General features: G+C 66.9%; 23 protein-coding genes. 4 read left to right on the top strand and 19 right to left on the bottom strand.

Annotation, left to right across the window (positions count from 1 at the left end; translation table 11 throughout):
* Positions 1 to 6: 6 nt before the first annotated feature.
* From B9Z03_RS06750 to hutI, 8 genes are all read right to left on the bottom strand, one after another.
* Positions 7 to 2982 (bottom strand): caspase family protein, encoded by a 2976-nt coding sequence (locus B9Z03_RS06750; protein ID WP_244561675.1) that lies wholly within the window; start codon positions 2980 to 2982, stop codon positions 7 to 9.
* A gap of 306 nt (positions 2983 to 3288) precedes the next feature.
* Positions 3289 to 3687 (bottom strand): c-type cytochrome, encoded by a 399-nt coding sequence (locus tag B9Z03_RS06745; protein WP_085467526.1) that lies wholly within the window; start codon positions 3685 to 3687, stop codon positions 3289 to 3291.
* Between the two features lie 147 nt (positions 3688 to 3834).
* The gene (locus B9Z03_RS06740; protein WP_085463496.1) at positions 3835 to 4401 is read right to left on the bottom strand and encodes a HutD/Ves family protein; all 567 of its coding nucleotides are present in this window, start codon (positions 4399 to 4401) and stop codon (positions 3835 to 3837) included.
* A complete protein-coding gene (gene hutU / locus B9Z03_RS06735; protein ID WP_085463495.1) occupies positions 4401 to 6074 on the bottom strand; it encodes a urocanate hydratase in 1674 nt (557 codons plus the stop codon). The genes B9Z03_RS06740 and hutU overlap by 1 nt, the downstream gene beginning before the upstream one ends.
* The gene (gene hutG / locus B9Z03_RS06730; protein ID WP_085463494.1) at positions 6071 to 6871 is read right to left on the bottom strand and encodes an N-formylglutamate deformylase; all 801 of its coding nucleotides are present in this window, start codon (positions 6869 to 6871) and stop codon (positions 6071 to 6073) included. The genes hutU and hutG overlap by 4 nt, the downstream gene beginning before the upstream one ends.
* Complete coding sequence (locus B9Z03_RS06725) at positions 6871 to 7173, bottom strand: hypothetical protein (RefSeq protein ID WP_210191349.1); 303 nt, start codon at positions 7171 to 7173, stop codon at positions 6871 to 6873. The genes hutG and B9Z03_RS06725 overlap by 1 nt, the downstream gene beginning before the upstream one ends.
* Before the next feature lie 22 nt (positions 7174 to 7195).
* Entirely contained in the window at positions 7196 to 8725 is a 1530-nt protein-coding gene (gene hutH, locus B9Z03_RS06720; protein ID WP_085463492.1) for a histidine ammonia-lyase, read from the bottom strand.
* A gap of 82 nt (positions 8726 to 8807) precedes the next feature.
* Positions 8808 to 10043 carry an imidazolonepropionase gene (gene hutI, locus B9Z03_RS06715; RefSeq protein ID WP_085463491.1) on the bottom strand — a complete coding sequence of 412 codons (1236 nt, stop codon included), beginning with the start codon at positions 10041 to 10043 and terminating at the stop codon, positions 8808 to 8810.
* 220 nt (positions 10044 to 10263) lie between these two features.
* Here hutI and B9Z03_RS06710 point away from each other — a divergent pair, with 220 nt between their 5' ends.
* The 3 genes from B9Z03_RS06710 (at position 10264) to B9Z03_RS06700 (ending at position 12967) form a co-directional block, all read left to right on the top strand.
* Positions 10264 to 11646: a formimidoylglutamate deiminase gene (locus B9Z03_RS06710; RefSeq protein WP_085463490.1), complete on the top strand. Its 1383-nt coding sequence runs from the start codon at positions 10264 to 10266 to the stop codon at positions 11644 to 11646.
* Positions 11646 to 12326 carry a GntR family transcriptional regulator gene (locus B9Z03_RS06705; RefSeq protein ID WP_085463489.1) on the top strand — a complete coding sequence of 227 codons (681 nt, stop codon included), beginning with the start codon at positions 11646 to 11648 and terminating at the stop codon, positions 12324 to 12326. The genes B9Z03_RS06710 and B9Z03_RS06705 overlap by 1 nt, the downstream gene beginning before the upstream one ends.
* Before the next feature lie 191 nt (positions 12327 to 12517).
* Positions 12518 to 12967, top strand: a complete 450-nt coding sequence (locus B9Z03_RS06700; RefSeq protein ID WP_085463488.1) for a hypothetical protein — start codon at positions 12518 to 12520, stop codon at positions 12965 to 12967.
* A 102-nt stretch (positions 12968 to 13069) separates the two neighbouring features.
* Here B9Z03_RS06700 and B9Z03_RS06695 read toward each other — a convergent pair whose 3' ends face one another.
* Both B9Z03_RS06695 and mgrA read right to left on the bottom strand, forming a co-directional pair.
* Positions 13070 to 14689: a glycoside hydrolase family 43 protein gene (locus B9Z03_RS06695; RefSeq protein WP_085463487.1), complete on the bottom strand. Its 1620-nt coding sequence runs from the start codon at positions 14687 to 14689 to the stop codon at positions 13070 to 13072.
* A 64-nt stretch (positions 14690 to 14753) separates the two neighbouring features.
* Positions 14754 to 15800, bottom strand: a complete 1047-nt coding sequence (gene mgrA, locus B9Z03_RS06690; protein ID WP_085463486.1) for an L-glyceraldehyde 3-phosphate reductase — start codon at positions 15798 to 15800, stop codon at positions 14754 to 14756.
* A gap of 171 nt (positions 15801 to 15971) precedes the next feature.
* On the opposite strand from mgrA, the gene B9Z03_RS06685 reads away from it, so the two are divergent.
* Complete coding sequence (locus B9Z03_RS06685; protein WP_085463485.1) at positions 15972 to 16982, top strand: LacI family DNA-binding transcriptional regulator; 1011 nt, start codon at positions 15972 to 15974, stop codon at positions 16980 to 16982.
* On the opposite strand, the gene gndA is transcribed toward B9Z03_RS06685, so the two are convergent.
* From gndA to uxaC, 9 genes are all read right to left on the bottom strand, one after another.
* Positions 16979 to 18406, bottom strand: coding sequence for an NADP-dependent phosphogluconate dehydrogenase (gene gndA, locus B9Z03_RS06680; protein ID WP_085463484.1), 1428 nt, complete (start codon positions 18404 to 18406; stop codon positions 16979 to 16981). The two genes, B9Z03_RS06685 and gndA, sit on opposite strands and share 4 nt — an antisense overlap.
* A gap of 121 nt (positions 18407 to 18527) precedes the next feature.
* A complete protein-coding gene (locus tag B9Z03_RS06675) occupies positions 18528 to 18869 on the bottom strand; it encodes a cupin domain-containing protein (protein ID WP_085463483.1) in 342 nt (113 codons plus the stop codon).
* 7 nt (positions 18870 to 18876) lie between these two features.
* Positions 18877 to 19635 (bottom strand): 2-dehydro-3-deoxy-D-gluconate 5-dehydrogenase KduD, encoded by a 759-nt coding sequence (kduD, locus tag B9Z03_RS06670; RefSeq protein WP_085463482.1) that lies wholly within the window; start codon positions 19633 to 19635, stop codon positions 18877 to 18879.
* Positions 19632 to 20468, bottom strand: a complete 837-nt coding sequence (gene kduI, locus B9Z03_RS06665) for a 5-dehydro-4-deoxy-D-glucuronate isomerase (RefSeq protein ID WP_085463481.1) — start codon at positions 20466 to 20468, stop codon at positions 19632 to 19634. The genes kduD and kduI overlap by 4 nt, the downstream gene beginning before the upstream one ends.
* A gap of 30 nt (positions 20469 to 20498) precedes the next feature.
* Positions 20499 to 21257, bottom strand: coding sequence for a FadR/GntR family transcriptional regulator (locus B9Z03_RS06660; protein WP_139832186.1), 759 nt, complete (start codon positions 21255 to 21257; stop codon positions 20499 to 20501).
* Between the two features lie 2 nt (positions 21258 to 21259).
* Positions 21260 to 22540 carry a TRAP transporter large permease gene (locus B9Z03_RS06655; RefSeq protein ID WP_085463480.1) on the bottom strand — a complete coding sequence of 427 codons (1281 nt, stop codon included), beginning with the start codon at positions 22538 to 22540 and terminating at the stop codon, positions 21260 to 21262.
* Between the two features lie 2 nt (positions 22541 to 22542).
* Positions 22543 to 23133 (bottom strand): TRAP transporter small permease, encoded by a 591-nt coding sequence (locus B9Z03_RS06650; RefSeq protein ID WP_085463479.1) that lies wholly within the window; start codon positions 23131 to 23133, stop codon positions 22543 to 22545.
* Between the two features lie 168 nt (positions 23134 to 23301).
* Positions 23302 to 24276, bottom strand: coding sequence for a TRAP transporter substrate-binding protein (locus B9Z03_RS06645; protein ID WP_085463478.1), 975 nt, complete (start codon positions 24274 to 24276; stop codon positions 23302 to 23304).
* Between the two features lie 32 nt (positions 24277 to 24308).
* Positions 24309 to 25769, bottom strand: a complete 1461-nt coding sequence (gene uxaC / locus B9Z03_RS06640; protein ID WP_085463477.1) for a glucuronate isomerase — start codon at positions 25767 to 25769, stop codon at positions 24309 to 24311.
* Positions 25770 to 25777: the final 8 nt, after the last annotated feature.

The raw sequence follows: 25777 nt of genomic DNA, 5'->3' as shown, positions 1-25777 counted from the left end.
CCCGGCTTACTTCGCCAGGTTCTTCTTCACCAGGTCGATCTTCTGGTCGACCAGCTGGATCAGCGGCGCATAGCCGGCCGCCGCGAAGCCTTCCTTCGCCTGCTCGAACATGGCGAGCGCCTGGCGGTAGTCGGCCGCGCCGCCGCCCTGGGCGGCGAGCGACCAGTGCACGTCGCCGATATTGTTGAGCGCAAAGGCCCACTGCACCGGCTGCGTGTCGCGGGTGAAGACCTTCGTCGTCGCCTCGAACGCGGCCTTGGCCTCGGGCAGGAAGGCCGCGTTCTGCTCGCGCGTGGCGAGGTTGAGCAGCGACATGCCGAGGCCGTTCTGCGCATTGGCCCAGTCGACGGGCGCATTCTCCGCGGTCAGCACCTCCAGCGCGGCGCGGCGCGCTGCGACGGACGCGTGCAGATTGTCGGTCTTCTCCTCCGTCGCGGCGAGGAACTGCATGGCGTCGCCCATGCTCGACGTCGCCAGCGCCCACTGCATCGGTGCGCGCTCGCGTGTGTATTCACGCAGCGCCAGGTCATAGGCCTCGATCGCCTCGCGATAGTATTTCGGATCGCCCGACACCACCGCCATCAGACGCAGCGTGTTGCCGGCATTGTTCTCGGTCATCGCCCAGTCGGACGGGAAATCCCTGCGCTTGTAGACGCGCCGCGCCGCCTGGAAGGCCTCCAGCGACTTCTGCAGCGCCGAAAGGTCCTGGGTGCGCTGGCCGATGGTCTGCCACGAGGAGCCGAGATTGTTCTGCACCGAGGCCCAGTCGAGCGGCGTCTTCTGACGGTCGAAGACGCTCAGCGCGTTCTCATAGGCCGCACGCGCTTCCTCGATGTTCGCCGTGCCGAGTTCGTGGCGGCCGAGCGCGGTGTAGGAGTTGCCGAGATTGAGCTGGCTGCTGGCCCACTGCAACGGCCAGGTCTCCCTGGTGCGCACGGTCATGGCCGCCTTGAAGGCCTCGGCCGCCTGTTTCGCCGGCTCCGGATCGTTGCGCACGAGCGAGAGCGCGTTCAGCGTATTGCCGAGATTGTTCTGCACCAGCGCCCAGTCGACCGGCGCCGAGTCGCGCGTCAGCACCTCCAGCGCGGCGCGGTAGGACGCCTCCGCCTCGACCAGCCCCGCCACGTCGCCGGTGGGCTGCGAGAGCTGGAACAGCGCGATGCCGATGTTGTTGTGCGAGGACGCCCAGTCGAGCGGGACCTTGTCGCGCGAGCGCTTCTCCAGCGCGGCGCGATAGGCGGCGACGGCGTCGCGCGTCATCGCACGATCGCCCGAACGGCCGCCCATCGCCAGCAGGATGTTGCCGATATTGTTCTGCGCGGCGGCCCAGTTGGTGTCGTCGCCCTCGGCCCTGAATATCTCCATCGCCTCGCGGAACGTGTCGAGCGCGCGCTTCAGCGTCTCGGTGCCTTCCTCGCGCTCGCCGATCGTGTTCAGCACCACCGCCATGTTGTTGCGGGTGATGGCCCAGTCGCGGCCCTTCTCGCCGTTGGGCAGCATGTCGAGCACCGTCTGGTAGGCGGCGAGCGCGCCATCCAGCGCAGCGCGGTCGCCGGTGGCAGCACCCTGGCCACGCAGCGCCTCCGCCTCGAGGTTCTTGTAGTTCCAGGCGAGCCGGTCGTCCCATTTTTCGACGAGGTCGAAGGCCTTGGCATAGTCGGCCGCCGCGGCGCGGAAGTCGAAGACGAGAACCGACGCGTCGGCGCGCCTGGCATAGATCGCGGCGTCGGCCAGCCGCTTTTCCTTCAGCTGGTCTTCCAGCGCGTCGACCGCGGCGCTCCCCGCCTCCACCTTCGCCACCGCGTCGTCGAGGAAACGCCGTGCCGCGACGATCGCGCCCTCGCCGATGGCGCGGTCGGCAGCGTTGGCGAGCGCCAGCAGTTCGGGATCGTCAGTGCGCAACGCCGCGCGCTCCGACAGCATCGATTTCAGCCGGCCCGCTTGCGCCTCGAGCAGCTTGCCGAGTTCCTCCGGCGTGCCGGGCGTCTGCTCCTCGCCCAGCGCGCGAAGGACGCCGTAGAGCGAATCGAGCTTGACGCCCTCGCGCAGTGCGACCTGCTCGACCTGGACGCGCTCGAAGTCCGGCAGGTCGGCCATGGTGAGCAGCAGCTGTCGCCGCTCGCCGGTGATCGTGGCGTCGACGCCTTCGGGTTCCTCCGGCGCAAGGCCGAAATAGAGCAGGCGCCTCAGGCTCTCGTTCATCCACGGCCGCTGCTTCGCGCCGGTGGCGAGATAGACCTCTTCCGTCACCATGCGCATGACCTGGCCGAACTCCAGCCCCTTCATCGCCGCGAGATGGCGGATCAGCGCGGCCGCATAGGGGCTGTTGGCGCCCGGCTCGCCGTCGAGCGCCGGCTGGCCGGGTTCGGCGGCAAAGCCGATCACCATGCCGAGATTGTCGTTGGCGGGCGTCTGCGCCTTGAAGCCGGTGACGCCGCGCACCGCGCCGAGTCCCCCGGCCGAGACGGGTTCGGCCGAGCCGGTGGGCGTGCGCTTCAGTGTCGCGTCTGGTGGAAACGGGCTGGTGCGGCACGCGTCGAGCAGCACGATCGTCACCGGCACGGACTTCTTCAGTTCCTCGACGATCGAAGCGAGCGAAATGAAGGACTCCTCCGCCGAGTCCAACGCTGCCGGGCCGGCGTCGACCGGGATCAGCCAGTTGTCGCCGGCCGCCTCGATGCCATGGCCAGAATAATAGAGCAGCGCCACGTCCGCCTCCGCGGCGTCCTCGACGAAGCGCTCGATGTCGCGCCGCAGCCGATTGGCGTCCCGGTCCGTGACACCGCGCGCGTCGAAGCCGAGATCGGTGAGCAGCTTGACCATCTCGCGCGCATCGTTGGCGGGATTGGGCAAGGGCTGGATGTTCTGGTAGGCCGACTGCCCGATGACCAGCGCCACGCCGTTCAGGCTCTTCGGCTCCTGCGCCAGCACCGGCCTTGCCGCGAACGCCAGAACAAGAACGAGGGTCGCGATGCAAAGCACGAGCCTCGGCAGGACGATCGAGACAAATCTCGTGTCGCTTTGGCCGGATGACCCCCACCCCTGGCCCCTCCCCGCAAGGGGGAGGGGGATCGCGGGAGCTTCGCCACAGCAATCGTTTCTGTCGAAGGCACTACGACGACGCCCCCCTCCCCCTTGCGGGGAGGGGTCAGGGGTGGGGGTCTCCCGATATGCGATAGCCCTGCCGGAAATTTCCACGTAACCGTCCGTCAAGCAGCATCTTCGTCCGGACATCCGGACTGTCCGGCGCTAGCATGGCGGAGTATCGAAACTGTGTCGTGAGCGCGCTCACTCGCCGAACGTCTTGATGTAGGCGATGACGTCCAGCCGGTCCTTCTCGTTCTTCATGCCGGCAAACGCCATCTTGTTGCCGGGCAGCTTCTTGCGCGGCTCGGCCAGGTATTCGTCGAGATTGGCCTCGTCCCAGACTAGGCCGTTCTCCCCGGCCTCCTTCATCACCTTCGAATAGCCGGACGCCTTGGCGGCGAAATCCGGTTCGGTTCCCGCGGTGCGGCCGATCACGCCGTTCAGGGTCGGACCGATCGGCTTCTTCGCATCGCCGATGCCATGGCAGACGGCGCAACGGGCGAAGATCTTCTTGCCCGCCTCGGCATCCTGAGCGTTCGCCACGCCGGCGGACAGGACGAAGGCGAACGCGGCAAGGGTGGATGCAACGAGGCGAGGCATGAACATCTCCGGATGGCTTTTGGCTGGCGGATCAGAATCCGGATGCGAGACCGCGGTCAAGAGGGCAAAGACGACGTCGCGAACGCAGAAGGCTCATCGCGACGAGCGTGACAGGCGCGGCGGGATTGCGGAATGGGCCTCAGGGCCTCAGTCACCCATCTGTTCGATCGCGATCACGAGCATGTCGGAGGGCTTTTCCGCCCGAATCCGGATCTTCTCGACGCGTCCGAGGCCGACAAGCGCATCGAAGCGATCCAGCGGCATGCCTGCGACGGTCACCGGTCCGGTGAACAGCAGAATATTCGTTTCCGCCGCCCCCGTCGGAACCGTCAGTTCCTCGCACCGTACGCGCTCCATGCGATGACGGAATCGGCCCCGCCGTGTCATCGCGTTGAGGTCTGTCGTCGCTCCGTCGAGCAACTCGGAGCGAACCTCCGCCTCGCCCGTGAAACGGAATGGCGGGTCGCCCTTGAGCAGCGTCACCATCTCCCCGTCGACATCGAGCCGCATACCCGCGCCGTCCAGCACCGCGATGCTGCGGTCGATGCCCGGGAAGCGCGAGAACGGGCCGGCTTCGGCCACCGTCGCGATGCTCACCCGCCACAGGAACTGCGCGGGATCGGCCGGGTCCGGCTCGACCAGCACCTCGCGCGTCAATCCGCCGCCGTTCTTCCAAGGCACGACGCGGTGCTCGGCGGCGCGGATGATGCGCATCAGTTGCCGAGGATGCCGGGCAGCCTGAGGCCCTTGTCCTTGGCGCAGTCGATGGCGATGTCGTAGCCGGCATCCGCGTGGCGCATGACGCCCGTCGCCGGATCGTTCCACAGCACCCGCTCCAACCGCCGCGCCGCATCGGCCGTGCCGTCGGCGCAGATCACCATGCCGGCATGCTGCGAGAAGCCCATGCCGACGCCGCCGCCGTGGTGCAGCGACACCCAGGTGGCGCCCGAGGCGGTGTTGAGCAATGCGTTGAGCAACGGCCAGTCGGACACGGCGTCCGACCCGTCTTTCATCGCCTCGGTCTCGCGGTTGGGCGAGGCGACCGAGCCGGAATCGAGATGGTCGCGGCCGATGACGACCGGGGCCTTCAGCTCGCCTTTCGCCACCATCTCGTTGAAGGCGAGGCCGAGCCGGTGGCGATCGCCGAGGCCGACCCAGCAGATCCGTGCCGGCAGCCCCTGGAACGCGATGCGCTCGCGCGCCATGTCGAGCCAGTTGTGCAGATGCGTGTTGCCTGGCGTCAGCTCCTTCACCTTGGCGTCGGTCTTGAAAATGTCCTCCGCATCGCCCGACAGGGCCGCCCAGCGAAACGGGCCGATGCCGCGGCAGAACAGCGGGCGAATGTAAGCCGGCACGAACCCTGGGAAGGCGAAGGCGTTGTCGAAGCCTTCGTCCTTCGCGACCTGGCGGATATTGTTGCCGTAGTCGAGCGTCGGCACGCCGGCGTTCCAGAATGCGACCATCGCCTCGACATGCTCGCGCATCGACGCGCGGGCGGCCTTTTCCACGGCTTTAGGGTCGCTTTCCCGCTTGTCGCGCCACTCGGCGACGGTCCAGCCCTTCGGCAGATAGCCGTTGAGCGGATCGTGCGCCGAGGTCTGGTCGGTCAGCATGTCGGGGCGGATCCCGCGCCGGTAGAGCTCCGGCACGATCTCCGCGGCGTTGCCGAGCAGGCCGACCGACTTCGCCTCGCCGGCCCTGGTCCAGCGCTCGATCATCCCCAGCGCTTCGTCCAGCGTCGTCGCCTTCTCGTCGACGTAGCGGGTGCGGAGCCGGAAATCGATGCGGGTCTCGTCGCATTCGATGGCGAGGCACGAGGCGCCCGCCATCACCGCCGCCAGCGGCTGCGCGCCGCCCATGCCGCCGAGGCCTGCCGTCAGTATCCACTTACCTTTCAGGCTGCCGCCATAGTGCTGGCGGCCGGCCTCGACGAAGGTTTCGTAAGTGCCCTGCACGATGCCCTGCGTGCCGATGTAGATCCATGATCCGGCGGTCATCTGGCCGTACATGGCCAGCCCTTTCTTATCCAGCTCGTTGAAATGGTCCCAGGTTGCCCAATGGGGCACGAGATTGGAATTGGCGATCAGCACCCGCGGCGCATCCTTGTGGGTGCGGAACACGCCGACCGGCTTGCCCGACTGCACCAGCAGCGTCTCTTCCTCGGTCAGCGTCTTCAGCGTCGCCACGATGGCGTCGAAGTCGGCCCAGGTGCGGGCCGCGCGGCCGATGCCGCCATAGACGACCAGCTCGTTCGGATTTTCGGCGACGCCCGGATCGAGATTGTTCATCAGCATGCGCATCGGCGCTTCCGTCATCCAGCTCTTGGCAGAAAGCTCCGGGCCGTGCGGGGCGCGGACCTCGCGGATGTTGTGGCGGGGATTGGTCATGTGCGGCCTCCGAGTTCGTAGGCAATACGTTCGATTTCGGTAAGGATGTCGGCGAGCACCGTGCGCAGCCGGCGCGCCTTGCCGGGATCGAGGGCGAAGGGGAGCTCCTCGGTGGCGAGGTGCGTGATCTGCGCCAGCTCCATCTGGATCGCGTGGACACCGGTTTCGGGCCTGCCGTAGTGCCGCGTCGTCCAGCCGCCCCGGAAGCGGCCGTTGAGCACTGATGTGTAGCCGTCGGCCTTGCCGCAGATCTCTGCCACCGCGCGCTCGATCTCGCCCGCGCAGGTCTTGCCGTTGTCGGTGCCGATGTTGAAATCCGGCAGCACGCCCTCGAACAGGAAAGGGCAGCGCGAGCGGATGGAGTGGCAGTCGTAGACGACGGCGATGCCGTGCAGCGCTTTCACGCGGCCAATCTCGGCTTGCAACGCGGCGTGGTAGGGCCGGTGGAATTGCGCGAGCCGCACGGCGATGTCCACCTCGGTCGGTGCTTCGTTCCAGAGAGGCTGGTTGTCGAAGTCGGTGAGCGGCACGAGGCCGGTGGTGTTCTGGCCGGGATAAAGGCTTTCGCCGGACGGATCGCGGTTGGCGTCGATCACATAGCGATGGAACGTCGCGCGCACCGTCGTCGCGTCGGGCAGCAGGCCGGCATAGAGCTGGTGGATGTGCCAGTCGGTGTCGCGGAGTTTTGCGCCCTCGGCGTTGAGGTGCGAGGCGATGTCGATGGGCACCTCGGTTCCGGTATGGGGGAAGGCGAGGATGACGGGGGAGGTGCCGGGAATGATCTCAGCGGGCAGCATCAGAATTCGGATGCCCCATCGTCGGAGAAGCGCTTTGTCGGATAGTGCTTCTTCTTCTGCTTCTTCAGCCCCACGAACAGGGTTCCGTGAATCCCTTGAACCTCCGATTTTACGACACGGCGCGGCCAACAAGCGTGATAGATCTCGCCCGCCCGCTTACTGCCGAGGCGTTTGAAGAAGTCCTCAACGAACTCGATGTCCTGGCCATTCGGAAACATCAAATCGAAATCCTCGTCTGGCATCGCATAGATGTTATAGGCGGCGTTTTCCGCGCCATCGATCAGCTGGATGTTCTTCATCAAAAGACTCTTCTCGCGCGAATGATCATCCGAGCCCCGGCAAAATGCCCGCGCTGACGCTGGCATTCAGCTTGCCACTCTTCACCAGCTCGGCGCCGGCCTCCAGATCGCCCGCCATGTAGCGGTCGACCTCCAGCGTCGGCACGACGCTGCGGATTGCCCTATGCGCGTTCGTCAACTCGGTGCTCGTCGTCAGCGGCGCCCGAAAGTCCAGCCCTTGCGCCGCCACCACCGCCTCGATGCCGACGATGCCGGCGAGGTTGTCGGTCATCTGCAACAGCCGCCGCGCGCCGTGGCAGGCCATGGAGACATGGTCTTCCTGGTCGGCGGAGGTCGGCGTCGAATCCACGGAGGCCGGGAAAGCCATCTGCTTGTTCTCGCTCATCAACGCAGCCGAGGTCACCTCGGCGATCATCATGCCGGAGTTGAGACCGGCATTCTTCGCCAGGAAGGGCGGCAGGCCGTAGGAGAGCTTCGGGTCCACCAGCAGCGCCACGCGGCGCTGGGCGATCGCGCCGATCTCGCAGACGGCAATCGCAATCTGGTCGGCGGCGAACGCCACCGGCTCGGCGTGGAAATTGCCGCCGGAGACGACGCGGCCGTCGGAGAGAACCAGCGGATTGTCGGTGACGGCATTGGCCTCCGTCTCCAGCGTCGTCGCGGCCATGCGCAACAGGTCGAGGCAGGCGCCGTCGACCTGCGGCTGGCAGCGGATGCAATAGGGGTCCTGCACGCGCTCGTCGCCTTCCAGATGGCTGTCGCGGATCTCGGAACCGGCCATCAGCGCACGCAGCGCCGCTGCGGTTTCGATCTGGCCGCGATGGCCGCGCAGCGTGTGGATCTCCTCGACGAAGGGGGCCGAGGATCCCATCGCAGCGTCGGTGGAGAGCGCACCAGTGATCAGCGCCGCATTGGCCGCGCGATGCGCCCGGAACAGGCCGGCGAGCGCCAGCGCGGTCGAGACCTGCGTGCCGTTGATCAGCGCCAGCCCTTCCTTGGCAGAGAGCACGATCGCCGCGAGGCCGGCCCTTTCAAGTGCAGCCTTGCCGTTCAATCGTTCGCCGGCAAAGAAGGCCTCTCCCTCGCCGACCATAACCGCCGTCATATGCGCCAGCGGCGCAAGGTCGCCGGATGCGCCGACCGAGCCCTTCTCAGGGATCACCGGGATCACACCCTTGTCCAGCATCGCCTCGATCAGCTCGACCACCACCGGCCGCACGCCCGAAGCGCCGCGGCCCAGCGAGATCAACTTCAGCGCCATGATCAGCCGCACGATGTCCGGGGCAAGCGGCGCGCCGACGCCGCAGCAGTGCGACAGGATCAGGTTGCGCTGCAGGGTCGCCAGGTCGGACGGCGGAATGCGCACCGAGGCGAGCTTGCCGAAGCCGGTATTGACTCCGTACACCGCATCCCCGCCGCCCGCGATCTCCGCGATGCGGGCAGCGGCCTTCGCGATGCCGGGACGGAAGGCGTCGTCCAGCCGGGCGGGCGCGCCGATGCGATAGATGGCTTCGAGGTCGGAGAGGGGGACCGAGCCGGGGTGGAGGGTGATCATCGTGAGCTTCCTTCTCCCCGTTCACGGGGAGAAGGTCCGGCAGGGGATGAGGGGCAGCGTCCGACATTGGTCATCGATATTCTCATGATCTTGCGCCGCCCCTCATCCGGCCTTCGGCCACCTTCTCCCCGTGAACGGGGAGAAGGAGAGCGTGCAGCGGATTGAACCCTATCCTGTAAGCAAGCTCCGCCGGCTCGGCGGCGTTCCAGATCGCGATTTCGGCCCGCTTGCCCGGCTCCAGCGTCCCGATCTCCTCCGACAGACCCAGCGCGCGGGCGGCGTTGCGGGTGAACCCGGCCAGCGCCTCCTGCGGCGTCAGCCGGAACAGGGTGCAGCCCATGTTCATCGTGGTGAGAACGGAGGTGAGCGGCGAGGTGCCGGGGTTGCAGTCCGTGGCGAGTGCGATCGGCACGCCGGCCTCGCGCAGCAGCTTCACCGGCGGCGCCTGCGTCTCGCGCAGGAAATAGTAGGCGCCGGGCAGAAGCACCGCGACGGTGCCGGCCGCGGCCATTGCCGCGACGCCCGCGGCGTCGAGATGCTCGAGGTGGTCGGCCGACAGCGCGCCAAAGGAGGCCGCGAGCCGGGCGCCGCCGAGATTTGACAATTGCTCCGCATGCAGCTTGACCGGCAGGCCGAGCGCGCGCGCCTTCTCGAACACCTTGCCAATCTGTGCAGGGGAGAACGCGATGCCCTCGCAGAAGCCGTCGACGGCGTCAACGAGGCCCTCGGCCTGCGCCGCCTCCAGCCCCGGCAGCGCGACCTCGTCCAGATAGGCGTCCGCGCGGCCCTTATATTCGGCGGGCACCGCGTGCGCGGCGAGCCAGGAAGTGACCACGCGCACGGGCCGCAGGCCGCCAAGCCGACGCGCGACGCGCAGCATCTTCAGTTCGTGGGCGATGGTCAGCCCGTAGCCCGACTTGACCTCGACCGTGGCGACGCCCTCGGCCAGCAGCGCGTCGAGGCGCGGCAGCGCCTGGGCGACCAGCTCGTCCTCGCTCAGCGCCCGTGTCTGCGTGACGCTCGAGACGATGCCCCCGCCGGCCCGCGCGATCTCCTCATAGGTCGCGCCTTCCAGCCGCATCTCGAACTCGCGCGCGCGATTTCCACCGAAGACGAGATGGGTGTGGCAGTCGATCAGCGCCGGCGTGGCGAGGCGGCCAGCGAAATCCTCGCGCTCCACGCCCTGCCAGCCGGCGGGCGCCGCGCCGACGAAGGCGATCCGCCCGTCCTCGATCCCGATCGCGCCGTCGACCATGCCCCAGCCGTGCGGCCCGGCCATGGTGGCGATACGCAGATTGTCGAGAAGGCGACGGCTCATCGGATTTCGCTTTTAATGTCTGCGCATATTGCTATTATGTATAGACATAAAGAGTCAACGGGGCAAGCGCATGAATAGAATGGGGATGCCGGCGGAGGCGGGCAATGCAGCGCCGTCATCCTCGGGCTTGTCCCGAGGATCTGCCGACGCGGCCGAAAATCCGCATCGAGGCGGCATCGCTTCTGCGGAATCGCCGCAGATCCTCGGGACAAGCCCGAGGATGACGACGCGCGGGGGCGCAATTCATGCCTCGGTTGCGTTGCTGCCTGAGGGCTGGTCGAAGGATGTCCGGGTGGAGATCGGCTCCGATGGGCGTATCGTCTCCGTCGCCCCGGGCGTCGCCTTCGTGACCGATGCCGTCCGCGTGCCGTTCCTTCTTCCGGCGCTGTCCAACCTGCACAGCCACACATTCCAGCGCGCCATGGCGGGGCTGACCGAGACGCGCGGACCGTCCGAGCACGATTCCTTCTGGACCTGGCGCGAGGTGATGTACCGTTTCCTCGATGTCCTGACGCCCGACGAGATCGAGGCCATCGCCGCCTATGCCTTCATGGAGATGCAGGAGGCTGGCTTCGCGGCCGTGGCCGAGTTCCACTACCTGCACAACCGGCCGGGCGGCGCGCGCTACGACGACCCGGCGGAACTGTCGTTGCGCATCGCCGCCGCCGCGGCGGAGACCGGCATCGGCCTGACGTTGCTGCCGGTGCATTACGCGCAGGGCGGCGTCGACGGCCGGCCGCTCGCCGGCGGGCAATTGCGCTTCCGCAACGATCTCGCTTCCTTCGAGGCACTTGTCGCGCGGATGCCGGAGATTGCCGGCCGCCTGTCTGCGGATGCGGGCTGGGGCGTCGCGCCCCATTCGCTGCGCGCCGTTTCGCGGGACGACCTGCGCCATCTCGCGGCGCTCGCGCCCGGTCACCCGCTGCACATGCACATCGCCGAGCAGGAGAAGGAACTGGAGGAGACCCGCACGGTGTTCGGCGCGCGGCCGGTCCAATGGCTGTTGTCAGAGCACGATGTCTCCGCGCGCTGGTGCCTGATCCACTGCACCCATATGACGCCGGGCGAGACCGAAGGTCTGGCGCGCAGCGGCGCGGTCGCGGGCCTGTGCCCGGTCACGGAGGCCAATCTCGGCGACGGCATTTTCGATGGCCGGCGTTTCCTCTCTTTCGGCGGTTCCATCGGCGTCGGCTCCGATTCCAACATCCGCATCTCGGCGTCGGAGGAGCTGCGCCAGCTCGAATATTCGCAGCGCCTGCGCGACCGGCGGCGCGTGGTGCTGGCCGATCCCGGCCAATCGGCGGGCGATGTGCTCTACCGCGCCGCACTCGCCGGCGGCGCGCGCGCGCTCGGCCGCGACACGGGCGCGATCGAGAAAGGCCGCTGGGCGGACCTCGTCGCGCTCGATCTCGACGCGGCAGGCTATGCGCCTCTCGGCGAACAGGCCGCGCTTGATTCATGGGTCTTCTCGGCCGGCAATGCCGCCGTATCGGACCTCTGGTCGGCGGGGCGGCACAAGGTGAGGAGCGGCCGGCACGTCGCGCGCGAGGCGATCGCGGCGCGCTATCGGGCCTGCCTGGCATCGATACTGGAGCGTTTCTGATGGCCACCTTCCGGGCGATCAAGGAGGAGATGGAGCGCCGCATCGCCGCGCGGGAATGGGAGCCGGGCGCCATGATTCCCGCCGAGGAGGAGCTGGCGCGCGAGTTCGGCTCGGCGCGGGCGACGGTCAATCGCGCGCTGCAGGAGCTCGCCCGCGCCGGCGTGGTCGAGCGCAAGCGCAAGGCCGGCACCCGCGTCTCGCTCCATCCGGTGCGCGAGGCGCGCTTCGTCATCCCGCTGGTGCGGCAGGAGATCGAGGCGGAGGGCGCGGAATACCGCTATGCGCTGCTGTCGCGCGAGATGGAGCGCGCGCCGGATCTCGTGCGCGCCCGCCTCGGCGTCGAGGGCGAGCTTCTCCACCTGCGCTGCCTGCATCTGGCCAACGGCGCGCCGTTCCAGTTCGAGGACCGCTGGATCAATCCGGCGGCGGTTCCCGGCGCCCTGGAGGAGAGCTTCGCCGGGATCAGCCCGAACGAATGGCTCGTCCGCAATTCGCCCTTCTCCCAGGCCGACTTCTCCTTCCGCGCCGCCCGCGCCTCGCGCTCCGAGGCTGAAATCCTCGGCCTGCCGGAAGGCGAGGCCGTGTTTATCGCCGAGCGTGCGACCTTCATCGGCGACGCGCCGGTCACCCTCGTCCGCCTCGTCCATCCGCCCGGCTACGTCCTGCGCACCTCGCTTTGATCGGCACGACGTCGACGGCTCCGCTCTGGGACTGGCTTGAGCGGGCCACGAGCGGTCAGTCTGGGCGTCCGTCTTGTGGATCGATTTCCGTCCATTTTCCTGCAAGCCCTTGTTTCTGTTGGAGCGGAAATTTTTCCGATCCCCCTTTCGCCGACATGCCTCACACTAAGGCCGGTCGAAAGGAGACGGCGATGGGTCGGAAGGAAAAGACAGGGACGGACGCGCTGTACCGCATCGTCCTGCTGCTGCTTTCGCTCGCCAATCTCGCCGAAAAGGCGGCCGGCCGGTCGTATTCGGTCCGGTCGGCCGCACTGGCATATCTCTGGGTGGCCGATGCGGAGGTCAGGTACTATATCGCCGGCCGGACGTGGAACGAGACAGACGGGCACTGGTCGCCCGCCATGCCAATGGTCCGCTACGGCACCGACCCCGCCGATGCGCTTGCCCTTGCCGTCTCGCTGCGCGCGCTGGCGATGATCATCCTGCACATGGCGACGCAGATCCGCCGCGTTTCACTCATGCAGCAAGACGAGGCATCCGGCGAGAGCGTCGGCGCCGTCCTCCCGCACCAGGATGTCGTCCGCATCATGCAAACCATGTGCGCCGCGGCAGCGACACCCCCGCGCCTCGACACCTCCTAACGCCCGGACAGTTCCTTCATCCCTCCAGGGCAGGCGCATCAGCCACACCCTTGCGGGAAAGTGCCCTGCCCACGACATCCTGACGGACGCGCAAGCGGCCGTTCAGGGCGCATCCGTGCCCTCATAGAGGAAATAGCCGAAGTCCGCCGGCATCGCCCGGCCCGACGTGTCGAAGGCCGCCATGCCGACAAAGGCGCCGGTGAAGGAGCCGTGCTCGCCGCGTCCGCCTTCGTCGGAGATGATCGACTGGTCGAGTACCTCACCCACGGGCATCCAGTCCCCGCCGGTGGAATACGAAAACTGCAGCGACGCCCCGTCGACCTCGGCGCGCAGGCCGATCTCCCCTTCGGGCAGCGGGAGCGGCTCGGGCAGGCCGAAGGTCAGCTTGCCGTTCTGCCAGTCGCCCAGGCAGGACATGATCATCAGCGCGCGGCCGGTCTTGGGCGTATACGTCACCGCCAGGAAGTGGAACTTGTGGCGGTTATAGTAGCTCACCAATCCCGCCGCCTGCTGGTAGGTCTCCGGCTGGAATGCGAGCGACGTCTCGGCGCGATAGACGAAATGCTCCTGCCGGCGCGCGACCAGCGCCTGCTCGAACCAGCTGCCGATCGACTCGCGGCCGAAGAGGCGCAGCCCCTTGCCGGTCAGTGCGAAGATGCGCTCGGGCAGCGGCGTGCGCAGCCACTGGAAGTCGGGCGGCAGCGTGGCATCGGCGAAATCGTGGCGGATGGAGACCGACCGGTCCGCCCGGCTGCCCGCCGTCCCCCTCGGCGCATCGACCTCCAGCGCCGGCACCTGCCCGCCATGCGCGAGATACAGCCAGCCGTCGTCGCGCCATTCGCATTTCTGGATCGCCGTTTCGCGGCCGAGCGGCGAGCGGCGCAGGCCGGGCAGTGGCCGGCCGGTCAGGTGTGTGTGGTAGACCTCGCCGTCCGGCGTCTCGACGATCTGGCCATGGCCGGCGCGCTGCAGCGGCGCGTCGGGCGCGTCCTTCGAGGTGATGAGATGCGTGCTGGGATGCAGTTCGTAGGGTCCCGCGATGTCGCGCGAGCGGGCCATGGTCACGGCGTGGTCGTAGCCGGTGCCGCCCTCCGCCGTGGTGAGATAGTACCAGCCGTCGCGCCTGAAGAGATGCGGCCCCTCCACCAGCCCGTGCGTCGAGCCGGCGAAGATGTTGCGGATCGGGCCGACCAGCTTCCCCGCTTTCGGATCGTATTCCTGCAGCAGGATGCCGTCGAAGGACGGATGCTTCGGGCTGCCGCCGACGCCGTGCGAGATGTGGTTCCACTGCATGTTGAGGAACCACTTCCTGCCGTCGTCGTCATGAAACAGCGACGGGTCGAAGCCCGACGAGTTGACATAGACCGGGTCCGACCACGGACCTTCGATCGCGGGCGCGGTGACGATGTAGTTGTGCGCGTCCTTGAAGTTGCCCTCCAGCCGCTTCACGTCGGTGTAGACCAGCCAGAACAGGCCATCGGCATAGGAGAGACACGGCGCCCAGATGCCGCCCGAGTCCGGATTGCCGCGCATGTCGAGCTGGCTCGCGCGATCGAGCGGCCGCTTCGCCAACGTCCAGTTGGCGAGGTCCGTCGAGTGATGGATCTGCACGCCCGGGTACCACTCGAAGGTGGAAGTCGCGATGTAGTAGTCGCGGCCAACCCGGCAGATCGACGGATCGGCATTGAAGCCGCGCAGGATCGGGTTGCGGATTTTTGTCATGCGTGCGGCTCCTCCCAAAGCCCCATTCTGAACGTCGGCGAAGTCCCCCTCACCGTGCCGGCCGTTACTTCCTCCCCGGCCCCTTCCGCTCCGCCGACGCGGCCCAGAGGTTGATGTCGGCTTCCTTGGCATAGCTGTCGATCTCGGCGAGCTCTGCCGGGGTGAAGTCGCGGTTGTCGAGCGCCGCCACGCAGTCCTCCACCTGCTCGGGTCGGCTCGCGCCGATCAGGGCCGTGGTCACGCGACCGCCGCGCAGCACCCAGGCGATGGCCATCTGGGCAAGCGTCTGGCCGCGGCGCTTGGCGATGGCATCCAGCGCCCGGATGTTGGCGATGGTCTTGTCGTTCAGGAATTCCTGCCGGAGCGACTTGCCCTGCGTGGCGCGGCTGCCCTCGGGAATGCCCTTCAGATATTTGTCGGTGAGCATGCCCTGCGCCAGCGGCGAGAAGACGATCGAGCCGACGCCGAGCCCGTCGAGCGTGTCGAGCAGGCCGTCGTCCTCGATCCAGCGGTTGATCATCGAATAGCTCGGCTGGTGGATGATGAAGGGCGTGCCCAGTTCGCGCAGGATGGTCGCCGCCTCGCGGGTGCGCTGTGAGTTGTAGGACGAGATGCCGACATAGAGCGCCTTGCCGGAGCGCACCGCGTGGTCGAGCGCGCCCATCGTCTCCTCCAGCGGCGTGTCGGGGTCGAAGCGGTGGGAATAGAAGATGTCGACATAGTCGAGGCCCATTCGCTTCAGGCTCTGGTCGAGCGATGCGAGCAGGTATTTGCGGCTGCCCCATTCGCCATATGGGCCGGGCCACATGTTGTAGCCGGCCTTGGTGGAGATGATCATCTCGTCGCGATAGCCGGCGAAATCGGTGCGCAGCATCTCGCCGAAGGCCAGCTCGGCCGAACCGGGCGGCGGGCCGTAATTGTTGGCGAGGTCGAAATGGGTGATGCCGAGGTCGAAGGCCTTGCGCGCGATCGCCTGCTTGGTGGCGTGCGGCGTGTCGTCGCCGAAATTGTGCCACAGGCCGAGCGACAGCGCGGGCAGCTTGAGACCCGACGTGCCGCAGCGGTTATAGATCATCTTTTCATAGCGGTTTTCCGCCGGCTGCCAGGCCATCTGCGTCTTCTCCCGGTATCGTCGGCCCTTTGCCGATCTGTCATGTCTGGTTCTAATCGATTAAGGGGCGGCGCTCCAGTATTTCGACAGCGAAAGTCGCCAGTTCTGCAATCGATTACATTGATTTCCCGGCTTCGACGCGAAAGAGTCCGGCGAAGCACGCGAGGGGGAATGCCAAACCGTCAGCCGACCGTACGCGACGTCGCACAAGCCGCCGGCGTCTCCGCCGCGACGGTGAGCCGGGCGCTGTCCTTTCCGGACAAGGTGTCCGAGGCGACACGGATCAAGGTGCTGCGTGCGGTCGAGGAGACCGGCTACGTCGTCAACCAGCTCGCGCGCAACCTGCGCCGGCGAACGACGAGTGCCATCGTCGTGCTGGTGCCGAACCTCGGCAACCAGTTCTTCTCGCACATCATCGCCGGCATCGAATCCGCCGCGAGCCGGGCGGGCTACACGGTGCTTGTTTCCGACACGCGCCCGCCGGGCGGCGGCGAGATGCTGATGGACTTCGTCCGCAACAACCGCGCCGACGGGCTGATCTCGCTCGACGGCAACCTGCCGGGATCGATCCTGTCCTCCGCTTCCGGCGGGCGCGGCAGGCCGACGCTGGTGTTCGCCTGCGAATGGCACGACGGGCTCGGCGTTCCCTCGGTAAGGTTCGACAACGAGGGTGGCGCGGAACTGGCGGTCGAGCATCTCGTCTCGCTCGGCCACAGCCGCATCGGCCACCTGCTCGGCCCGCCCGGCAACGTGCTGACCGACGCCCGCTTCGCCGGTTACAGGCGGGCGATGGCGCGGCACGGACTGCCGGTCCGCGAGGACTGGATCCTGCAGGGCGACTTCACGCTGGATTCGGGCGTCCAGGCCGGGCGCGAATGGCTGGAACTGGCTGAGCGCCCGCGCGCGATGTTCCTCGCCAATGACGAGATGGCGTTCGGCTTCATCTCGGAACTGCACGGCAAGGGCGTCGAGGTGCCGCGCGACCTGTCCGTCGTCGCCTTCGACGACATCGACATCGCGGAACGCTACATTCCGGCGCTGACCACGGTGCGCCAGCCCCGGCACGAGATCGGCGAGGCGGCGTTCGCGACGTTCCTGAAGGCCTTCAACGGCGCGACAACCGAACTGATCCGCACGCTGCCGGCGACGCTGATCGTGAGAGACAGCGCCCGACCGGCCTAGCCGGCCATATGGCCGCCCCAGGGGCCGTGATGCGCGCCGGGGCCGTCAATGCGCTCGAAGCCGTGGGCGCCGAAGAAGTCGCGTTGGGCCTGGATCAGGTTCGCCGTGCCGCGTGCGAGACGATAGGCGTCGAAATAGGCCAGCGCCGAGGAGATCGCCGGCACCGCGAGGCCATGGGTGGCGGCCGTTGCCACGACGCGGCGCAGCGACGGCTCGGCCTTCGAGACCATCGAGACGAAGGCCCGCGAGACGAGAAGATTGGGAAGGTCGGCCTTCGCCTCAAAGGCAGAGGCGATGGTGTCGAGGAACTGCGAGCGGATGATGCAGCCGGCGCGCCAGATGCGCGCCACCGTCGCCATCGGCAGGTCCCAGCCGAACTCCTGCGAGGCCGCGCGCATCACCGCGAAGCCCTGCGCATAGGCGCCGATCTTGGCGGCGAACAATGCCTGCTCGATATCCGCGATCAGCGCGTCGCGATCGGCCGGATCGATCGGCTTCACCGGCGATCCATAGGCGCGCTCGGCCGCGTCGCGCTCCTGCCGCATCGACGACAGGCTGCGCGCGGCGACCGCCGCCTCGATGCCGGTGGCCGGAACGCCCATCATCTGCGCCTCGATCACGGCCCAGCGGCCGGTGCCCTTCTGGCCGGCGCTGTCGACGATGACATCGACCATCGGCCGGCCGGTCTGCGGGTCGTCGGCAGCAAGCACTGCGGAGGTGATCTCGATGAGGTAGGAATTGAGCGGGCCTTCGTTCCAGCGGCCGAAGACCTGGCCGATCTCCTTCGGCCCCATGCCGAGCCCGTCGCGCATCACGCCATAGACCTCGGCGATCATCTGCATGTCGGCATATTCGATCCCGTTGTGCAGCGTCTTGACGAAATGGCCGGCGCCATCCGGGCCGAGCCAGGCGGCGCAGGGCTCGCCGTTGTAGGCGGCGGCGATCGCGGTCAGCACCGGTTCGACACGGTGCCAGGACTCCTTGGCACCCCCGACCATGATGGAGGGGCCGTGGCGCGCGCCCTCCTCGCCGCCGGATACGCCGACACCGAGGAACTCGATGCCCGAGCCTTCGAGTTCGGCAAAGCGGCGCATCGTGTCGCGGAAATTGGCGTTACCCGCGTCGATGATGATGTCGCCCGGCGACAACAGCTTGCGCAACGCGGCGATCTGCTCGTCGACCGCCTTGCCGGCCTGGGTCATGATGATGATCGGCCGCGGCGGACGGATGGCGGCGACGAGGTCGGCAAGCGTGGTACAGGGAACGATGTTTTCGCGCAGGCCTTCGGCATTCTCGAAGAACAGGCCGGTGCGCGAGGCCGTGCGATTGTAGACCGCGATCGGATGACCTTTCTCGGCGATGTTGAGCGCGAGGTTGGATCCCATCACGCCGAGCCCGATCAGTCCGATTTCAGCATGCGACATCGCTTCTTCCCTTGGATTGTTCTGGGTACTCTTTGCGAGCTTGGGGGAATGATGAACAGGCGAGCCGCGTTCCGTCAACGCAACTTCGCGCATGAATTCCATGCAGAATCGCGGCAACGGCTCAGTTGGCGAGGAATTCGGCCCGCATCGGCGTGAACGTGTCGATCAGCACGCCGGCCTCCAGAGCGCGGCAGCCGTGCCATTCGTCGCCCGGCACGATGAAGCTCTGGCCCTTCGTCAGCACTTCGGTGCGGCCGGAGATGGTCACCTCGAAGGCACCCTCGGCGACATAGCTTGCCTGGATGTGCGGGTGCCGGTGCAGAGCGCCGACCGCGCCCTCTTCGAAGGCGACCTCCACCACCATCAGCTGCTCGTTGTAGGTCAGGATACGGCGCTTCACGCCCGGCTCGGTCGGGGTCCAGTCGGCCTCGCCCGGTCTTACGAAATTGTCGCTCGCGGTCATCTCGCCCCTACCTCGCCAGCCAGCCGCCGTCGACCGGCAGGATTGCGCCATGGACGTAGTTCGCCGCGTCGCTGGCGAGATAGACCGCCGTGCCGCCGATGTCCTGCGCGCTGCCCCAGCGGCCGGCCGGAATGCGCTTGAGAATGTCGGCCGACCGCTCCGGGTCGTTGCGCAGCGCCTCGGTGTTGTTGGTGACGATGTAGCCCGGCGCAATCGCATTGACGTTGATGCCCTTCGCCGCCCATTCGTTGGCGAGGATGCGCGTAAGCCCGGCGAGACCGCTCTTCGCGGCCGTGTAGGACGCGATGCGGATGCCGCCCTGGAACGACATCAGCGAGGCGATGTTGACGATCTTGCCGGCGCGCTCCGCCGCGAAGACGCGACGGGCGAAGGCCTGGCTGAGCAGGAAGACGCTCTTGAGGTTGACGTCGAGCACGTCGTCCCAGTCCTGCTCGGAGAAATCCAACGCCGCCGCGCGGCGGATGATGCCGGCATTGTTGACGAGGATGTCGATCGGGCCGTGCGTTTCCCAGGCCGCGTCGAGCATCGGCGCCACGCTCGCCGTCCTGGCGAGATCGGCCTTGAGCGCGACGACCTTCCCGCCGGTATCGCGGATCGCAGCTTCGGTCTCGGCCATCGACGAGCGCCCGACCGCGAGCACTTCCGCCCCCGCTGCGGCGAGGGCAAGCGCGATGCCCTGGCCGATGCCGGTGTTGGCGCCCGTCACCATGGCGCGCCGGCCTTCGAGGCTGAACAGGCCGCTCATCGCAGATCGCCCATGGCGACCATGTCGACGTCCTTGTAGTCGACATTGTCGCCGGCCATCGCCCAGATGAACGTATAGTTCGACGTGCCGGCACCCGAGTGGATCGACCAGCCAGGCGACAGGATCGCCTCCTCGTTCTTCACGATCAGGTGCCGCGTCTCCGCCGGCTCGCCCATGAGGTGGACCACGCGCGCGTCCTCGCCCAGCGCGAAGTAGAGATAGGCCTCGGAACGCCGGTCGTGCACGTGGCAAGGCATGGTGTTCCAGACCGAGCCGGGCGCCAGCACCGTCATGCCGACGACGAGCTGGCAGGTCTTCAGCACGTCGGGATGGATGAACTGGTAGATCGAGCGCTCGTTCGACGTCGCCTGCGCGCCGAGGTCGAGCCGGTTCGCCTCGCCGATCCGCACGAGGCGCGACGGGTAGGAATGGTGAGCGGGCGCGCTGAGCAGGTAGAACTTCGCCGGGTTCGCGACATCCGCGCTGGCAAAGGAGACCTCGCCAGCGCCCATGCCGAGATAGAGCATGTCGCGATGGTCGAGCGTGAAACTGTCCTTGCCGGCCGAGACCGTACCCTTGCCGCCGATGTTGACCGCGACGAGCTCGCGGCGATCGAGGAAGGAGGGCGTGCCGGCCTGCTTGACGGGCTCAAGCCTGAGCGCGCCGCCCGCGGGCGTGGCGCCGCCGACCACCATCCGGTCGTATTGCGAGTAGGTGAGTCTTATCTCGCCCGGAACGAACAGGTTCTGGATCAGGAATTCCGACCGGAGCCTATCGGTGCCGTAGCCGGCCGCTGCCTGTGGATCGATGGCCTGTCTGACGTCAACATGCATGGTTTGTAGTCCCTGGATGAAAAATAATCGTCACGCCCGGGCGGCGGACCGCGCGAGGTCGCCACCATGCAGCAGGCTCTGATAGCGTCGCTGGCTCGCCGACAGGTGCCGCCGCATTGCGTCGCGCGCGGAGGTGGCGTCGCCGTCGATGATAGCGTTCATGATGTCGCGATGCTCGGCCTGCAGCCGCTGCTGATAGTCCGAGGATTGCAGCAGGCTGGCCGAGACCGTCGTGACAAGGTCGCGCGGAATGGTGCGCCGGCCGAGCACATCGAGGATCTCGACATAGAACGGGTTGCTGGTCGCCGCCGCGATCGCCCTGTGGAAATCGAAGTCCGCTGCCCCGGTCGGTTCCCCGCGGCTCAACTGCTTATCGAACGCAGAGAAGGCGACGCGGATGTCGGCTTCCTGCGAGGCCGTCCTGCGCTGTGCCGCGAGCGCGGCGGCCTCGATCTCGATCGCCATGCGCACCTCCAGCACGTTGAGCACCATCGAGACCTTGCCGGTCATGTCGGCGAGCAGGCTTCCGAGCAAGGCTTCAGGACGATCGTTGACGAAGACGCCGGCACCCTGGCGCGCGGTGACGAGGCCGTCGGCCGCGAGCCGTGTGACCGCCTCGCGCACCACGGTCCGGCTGACCCGATGCTCCTCGGTGAGCTGCTGCTCGGTCGGCAGCCGCGAACCCGGCTTGAGATCGCCCGAGGAGATCCGGGTCCGGATCTCCTCGACGAGCCGGTCGGCCAGCTTGGGCCTGCGGACGGGAGCCAGCGTGTCGTCGTTCATCGACATGCTCACCTGAACACCGCCGGCAGCCACAGCGACAGGGCCGGGATATAGGTGACGAGCAGCAGCACGACGACACCGGCGCCGTAGAACGGCCAGATCGACCGCATCGCCTCCCATACCGTGATCTTGCCCACCGCGCAGGCGACGAACTGGACTCCTCCAACCGGCGGTGTGTTCAGGCCTATTCCGTAGTTCAGGATCATGATGACACCGAAATGAACCGGATCGACCCCGTAGGCGACGACGATCGGCAGGAAGATCGGCGTGGTGATGATGATCGTCGGCCCCATGTCCATGAAGGTGCCGAGCACCAGCATGATGATGTTGAGCAGGAGCAGGATGATGATCGGATTGTCCGAAATCGTCTGCATCCAGGCGACCAGCGTCGCAGGCACCCGCAGGAAGGCCATGAGCCATGAGAAGGCGGCCGCTGTGCCGATGATGAGGAGGACCATCGCCGTGGTACGCACAGCGCCCATGGTGGCGTGGACGAAATCCTGCCAGCTCATCTGCCGGTAGATCGTAAGCGTGACTAGCAGCGCGTAGAGCACGGCGATGCAGGAGCTTTCCGTCGCCGTGAAGATGCCCGACCTGACGCCGCCAAAAATGATGGCGATCAGGAGCAGACCGGGCGTCGCGACCGCAAAGAGATAGACGATCGCGCTAAAACCGGGGAAGGGCTCGGTCGGGTAGCCGCGCTTGCGCGCAACGAAATAGGCCGTGACCATGAGGGAGGTCGCGAGCAGCAGGCCGGGGATGACGCCGGCGGTGAAGAGATCGGCGATCGAGATCTTTCCGCCGGCCGAGATCGAATAGATGATCATGTTGTGCGACGGCGGCAGCAGCAGCGCGATCAGCGCCGCCATGGAGGTGACGTTGACCGCGTAGTCCGCGCCGTAGCCGCGCGCCTTCATCTGCGGGATCATCAGGCCGCCCACCGCCGCGGCTTCCGCGACCGCTGAACCGGAGATGCCGCCAAAGAGCGTGGCGGTGACGATGTTGACCTGGCCCAGGCCGCCGCGGATGTGGCCGACCAGCGAGGCGGCGAAGGCGACGATGCGCTGGGCGATGCCGCCGCGCACCATCAGATCGCCGGAATAGATGAAGAAGGGGATGGCCAGGAGCGAGAAGACGCTCATGCCCGAATTGAGCTGCTGGAAGACGACCAGCGGCGGCAGGCCCATGTAGAGGACCGTCGCGAAGCTGGCGACGCCGAGGCAGAAGGCGATCGGCGTGCCGATCAGCATCAGCAGCGTGAAGGTGCCGAAGAGGATCCATAGTTCCATCGTCAGGTCCTCTTCGCCAGCTCTGCCGCGTCCCGGCGCACGTCCTCGACGTTCTCGAGCTCTACCGCGATCTCGGGCGGCGGCAGGTGATCGAGCACATCGTCGATCGGGGCGCCGTAGATGCGCAGCGCGATCCTCTCCAGCGCGAACAGCGAAACCAGCAGTCCGCCGGCGACCACCGGAACGTAGTCCCAGCCGCCGGATATGCGCAGCGCCGGCATGACCGTGCCCCACGTCAATCCGACAAGCTTGCTGCCGTACCAGATCATTCCGAAGCCGAAGGCGAGCACGACGATGTCGGAGGTCATGCGCAGCCACTTCTTCGCCGCTGGAGGCAGGACGTAGAGCAGGACGTCGAAGCCGAGATGATTGTTCTCGCGCACGCCGACGGCGGCGCCGAGAAAGATGAACCAGCTCATCAGCATGACGGCGCCCGGTTCGGTCCAGCTCGGCGAGTCGTTCAGCACGTAGCGGCAGAACACCTGGTAGGCGACAGTCGCCGTCATCACCACCAGGCCGAGGCCGGCGAGATAGAGCGCTGCCGTGTTGAGACGGGAGAGGATGGGTACGCCGTGTCGTAGGTCGGTGCTCATCAGGGCAACCTGCTAGAATTGGATAGGCCGGTCGCCCCTTCCACCGGGCGTCGCCCAGCACCCTCCCCGTCCAGGGGAGGGAGGACACCCCGTCCTCGGACCTCCTCCCCATCGACGGAGGAGGAGGCGCCAAAGACGGCAAAGGGGATGGCTCGGCGTCTCAAAAGATCACTGCACCGCCTGAACGTCGGCGACCATCTTCTTGAGCACTTCATCGGTGACGTGCTTGTCGTAGACAGGCTTCATCGCGTCGATGAACCCCTGCTTTTCCGGGGTGGTGATCTGCGAGCCGGCAGCCTCGACGATCTTGCGCGATTCCGCGACCTTCGCCGCCCAGAGCTCACGCTGCTTGGCGACACTCTCCGTGGCTGCCTGCTTGAAGATCGCCTGATCCTCGGGCGTCAGCTTGTCCCACGCGCCCTTGTTCATGACGAACACTTCGGGAAGGATGGTGTGCTCGTCGAGCGAGTAGTTCTTCGCGACCTCGAAATGCTTGGCGGTGTCGTAGCTCGGGAAGTTGTTCTCCGCACCGTCGATGACGCCGGTCTCGATGGCCGAATAGACCTCGCCATAGGGCATCGGAGTGGCGTTGGCGCCAAGAGCCGCGACCATGTCGACGAAGATGTCGGACTGGATGACGCGGAACTTCAGACCCTTCATGTCGGCGACCGAGTTGATCGGCTTGGTCTTGTTGTAGAAGGAGCGCGCGCCGGCGTCGTAGAAGGCGAGAACGACCAGCCCGGCCGGCTCGAACGCCGCCTTGATCTGATCGCCGATCGCGCCGTCCATCACCTTGTGCATGTGCTCTTCCGAACGGAAGAGATAGGGCAGCGCCGGCACGATGGTCTCCTTCACGGTGCCGTTGAACGGCGCCATCGAGACGCGGTTGAGCTCGATCACGCCCGAGCGGACCTGCTCGATCGTGTCCTTCTCCTGGCCGAGCTGGGCCGAGTGGTAGACCTCGACCGAGTAGCGGCCGTTGGTGCGCTGCTTCACCAGTTCGCCGAAATACTTCACCCCCTCGACCGTCGGGTACCCATCCGGATGGGTGTCGGACGACTTCAGGACGGTCTGCGCGAGAGCGCTCGCCGTCATCAGTGCGGTCATCGCAGCGGCAGTCGCAAATTTGCGTATCAGGTTCATGAGTTCCTCCCTTGGGCTCCTGATGTTGCAGTTCAGAGTCGGTAGGCGCGCTTGGCCAGGCGGTAGGCGAGATCGTGGGCGAGCTCGGCCGCTTCGTCGTCGCGAAGCTGGCCCTCGACCACGAGGTCCGCGAGGTAGGCGCAGTCGACCCGTCGGGCCACGTCGTGCCGGGCGGGTATCGAGGGAAAGGCGCGGGTATCGTCGTTGAAGCCGACGGTGTTGTAGAAGCCGGCGGTTTCCGTGGTTAGCTCGCGGAAGCGGCGCATGCCGGCCGGGCTGTCGAAGAACCACCAGGCCGGGCCAAGCCGCAGGCACGGATAGACGCCGGCCAAGGGTGCCAGTTCGCGCGAATAGACGGTCTCGTCGAGCGTGAAGAGGATGACAGTGAGGTTCGGCTCGAGGCCGACCGCATCGAGCAGCGGCTTCAGCGCCTGCACGTAGTCGGTGCGGCCGGGGATGTCGAAGCCCTTGTCGCGGCCGAAGCGGGCGAAGATGTCGGCCGAGTGGTTGCGGCGCGAACCGGCATGGATCTGCATCACCATACCGTCCTCGACGCTCATCTTCGCCATCTCGGTCAGCATCTGGGCACGGAACAGGCGCGCCTCGTCGGGTGTGGCGTCGCGCGAGGTGACGATCTGGTAGAGCTTGGCGGCCGCGTCGGCGGACAGGTTCGCGGTGTCGGCGCTCGGATGGCCATGGTCCGTCGCCGTCGCGCCATGATCGCGGAAGAAAGCGCGGCGGAGGCGGTGCGCCTCCAGATAGCCTTGCCAGGTGCCAGTGTCGCAGCCGGTGATTTCGCCGAGTACGCGGATGTTGTCTCGAAACCCTTCGAAATCGGGATCGATGACCGAATCCGGCCTGTAGGTCGTGACGACCCGTCCTTTCCAGCCTGACTGCTTGAGCTGGGCATGCCAGCGCAGGTCGTCGAGCGCGCCTTCGGTCGTGGCGATGACCTCGATGTTGAAGCGTTCGTAGAGCGCGCGCGGGCGGTAGTCGTCCTGTTTCAGCCTCGCGTCGATGGCGTCGTAGTAAAGGTCCGCCGTAGAGGCCGAGAGCGGAACGTCGAGCCCGAACAGCGTCTCGAAGGTGTGGTCGAGCCAGAGGCGCGAGGGCGTGGCGCGGAAAAGATGATAGTGCTCGGCGAACAGCCGCCAGATCGCGCGCGGATCGGTCTCGACCGCGCCGCCGTCGACCCGCGGCACGCCCAGCCTCTCCAGCGCCACGCCCTGGCTGAACAGCATGCGGAAGATGTAATGGTCCGGAACGACGATGAGCTGGGCAGGATCGGGAAAGTTGGCGTTGTCGGCAAACCACCGCGGATCGGTGTGGCCGTGCGGGCTGACGATGGGCAGATCCTTGACCGACGCGTAGAGTTGTCGCGCTATGGATCGCGTCGTCGCGTCGGCTGGAAAAAGCCTGTCGTCGCTCAGCAGGGGCACGCCGGACTTTCCTCCCGAGAAATCCTTGCGAGGAACTGGTATGGAAGTATACATGTTATGTC

The sequence above is a fragment of the Mesorhizobium australicum genome, assembly GCF_900177325.1.
Classification (GTDB): domain Bacteria; phylum Pseudomonadota; class Alphaproteobacteria; order Rhizobiales; family Rhizobiaceae; genus Mesorhizobium_A; species Mesorhizobium_A australicum_A.
The sequence above is the reverse complement of the archived record's forward strand: the minus strand, read 5'-3'. Positions and strand labels throughout refer to the sequence as shown.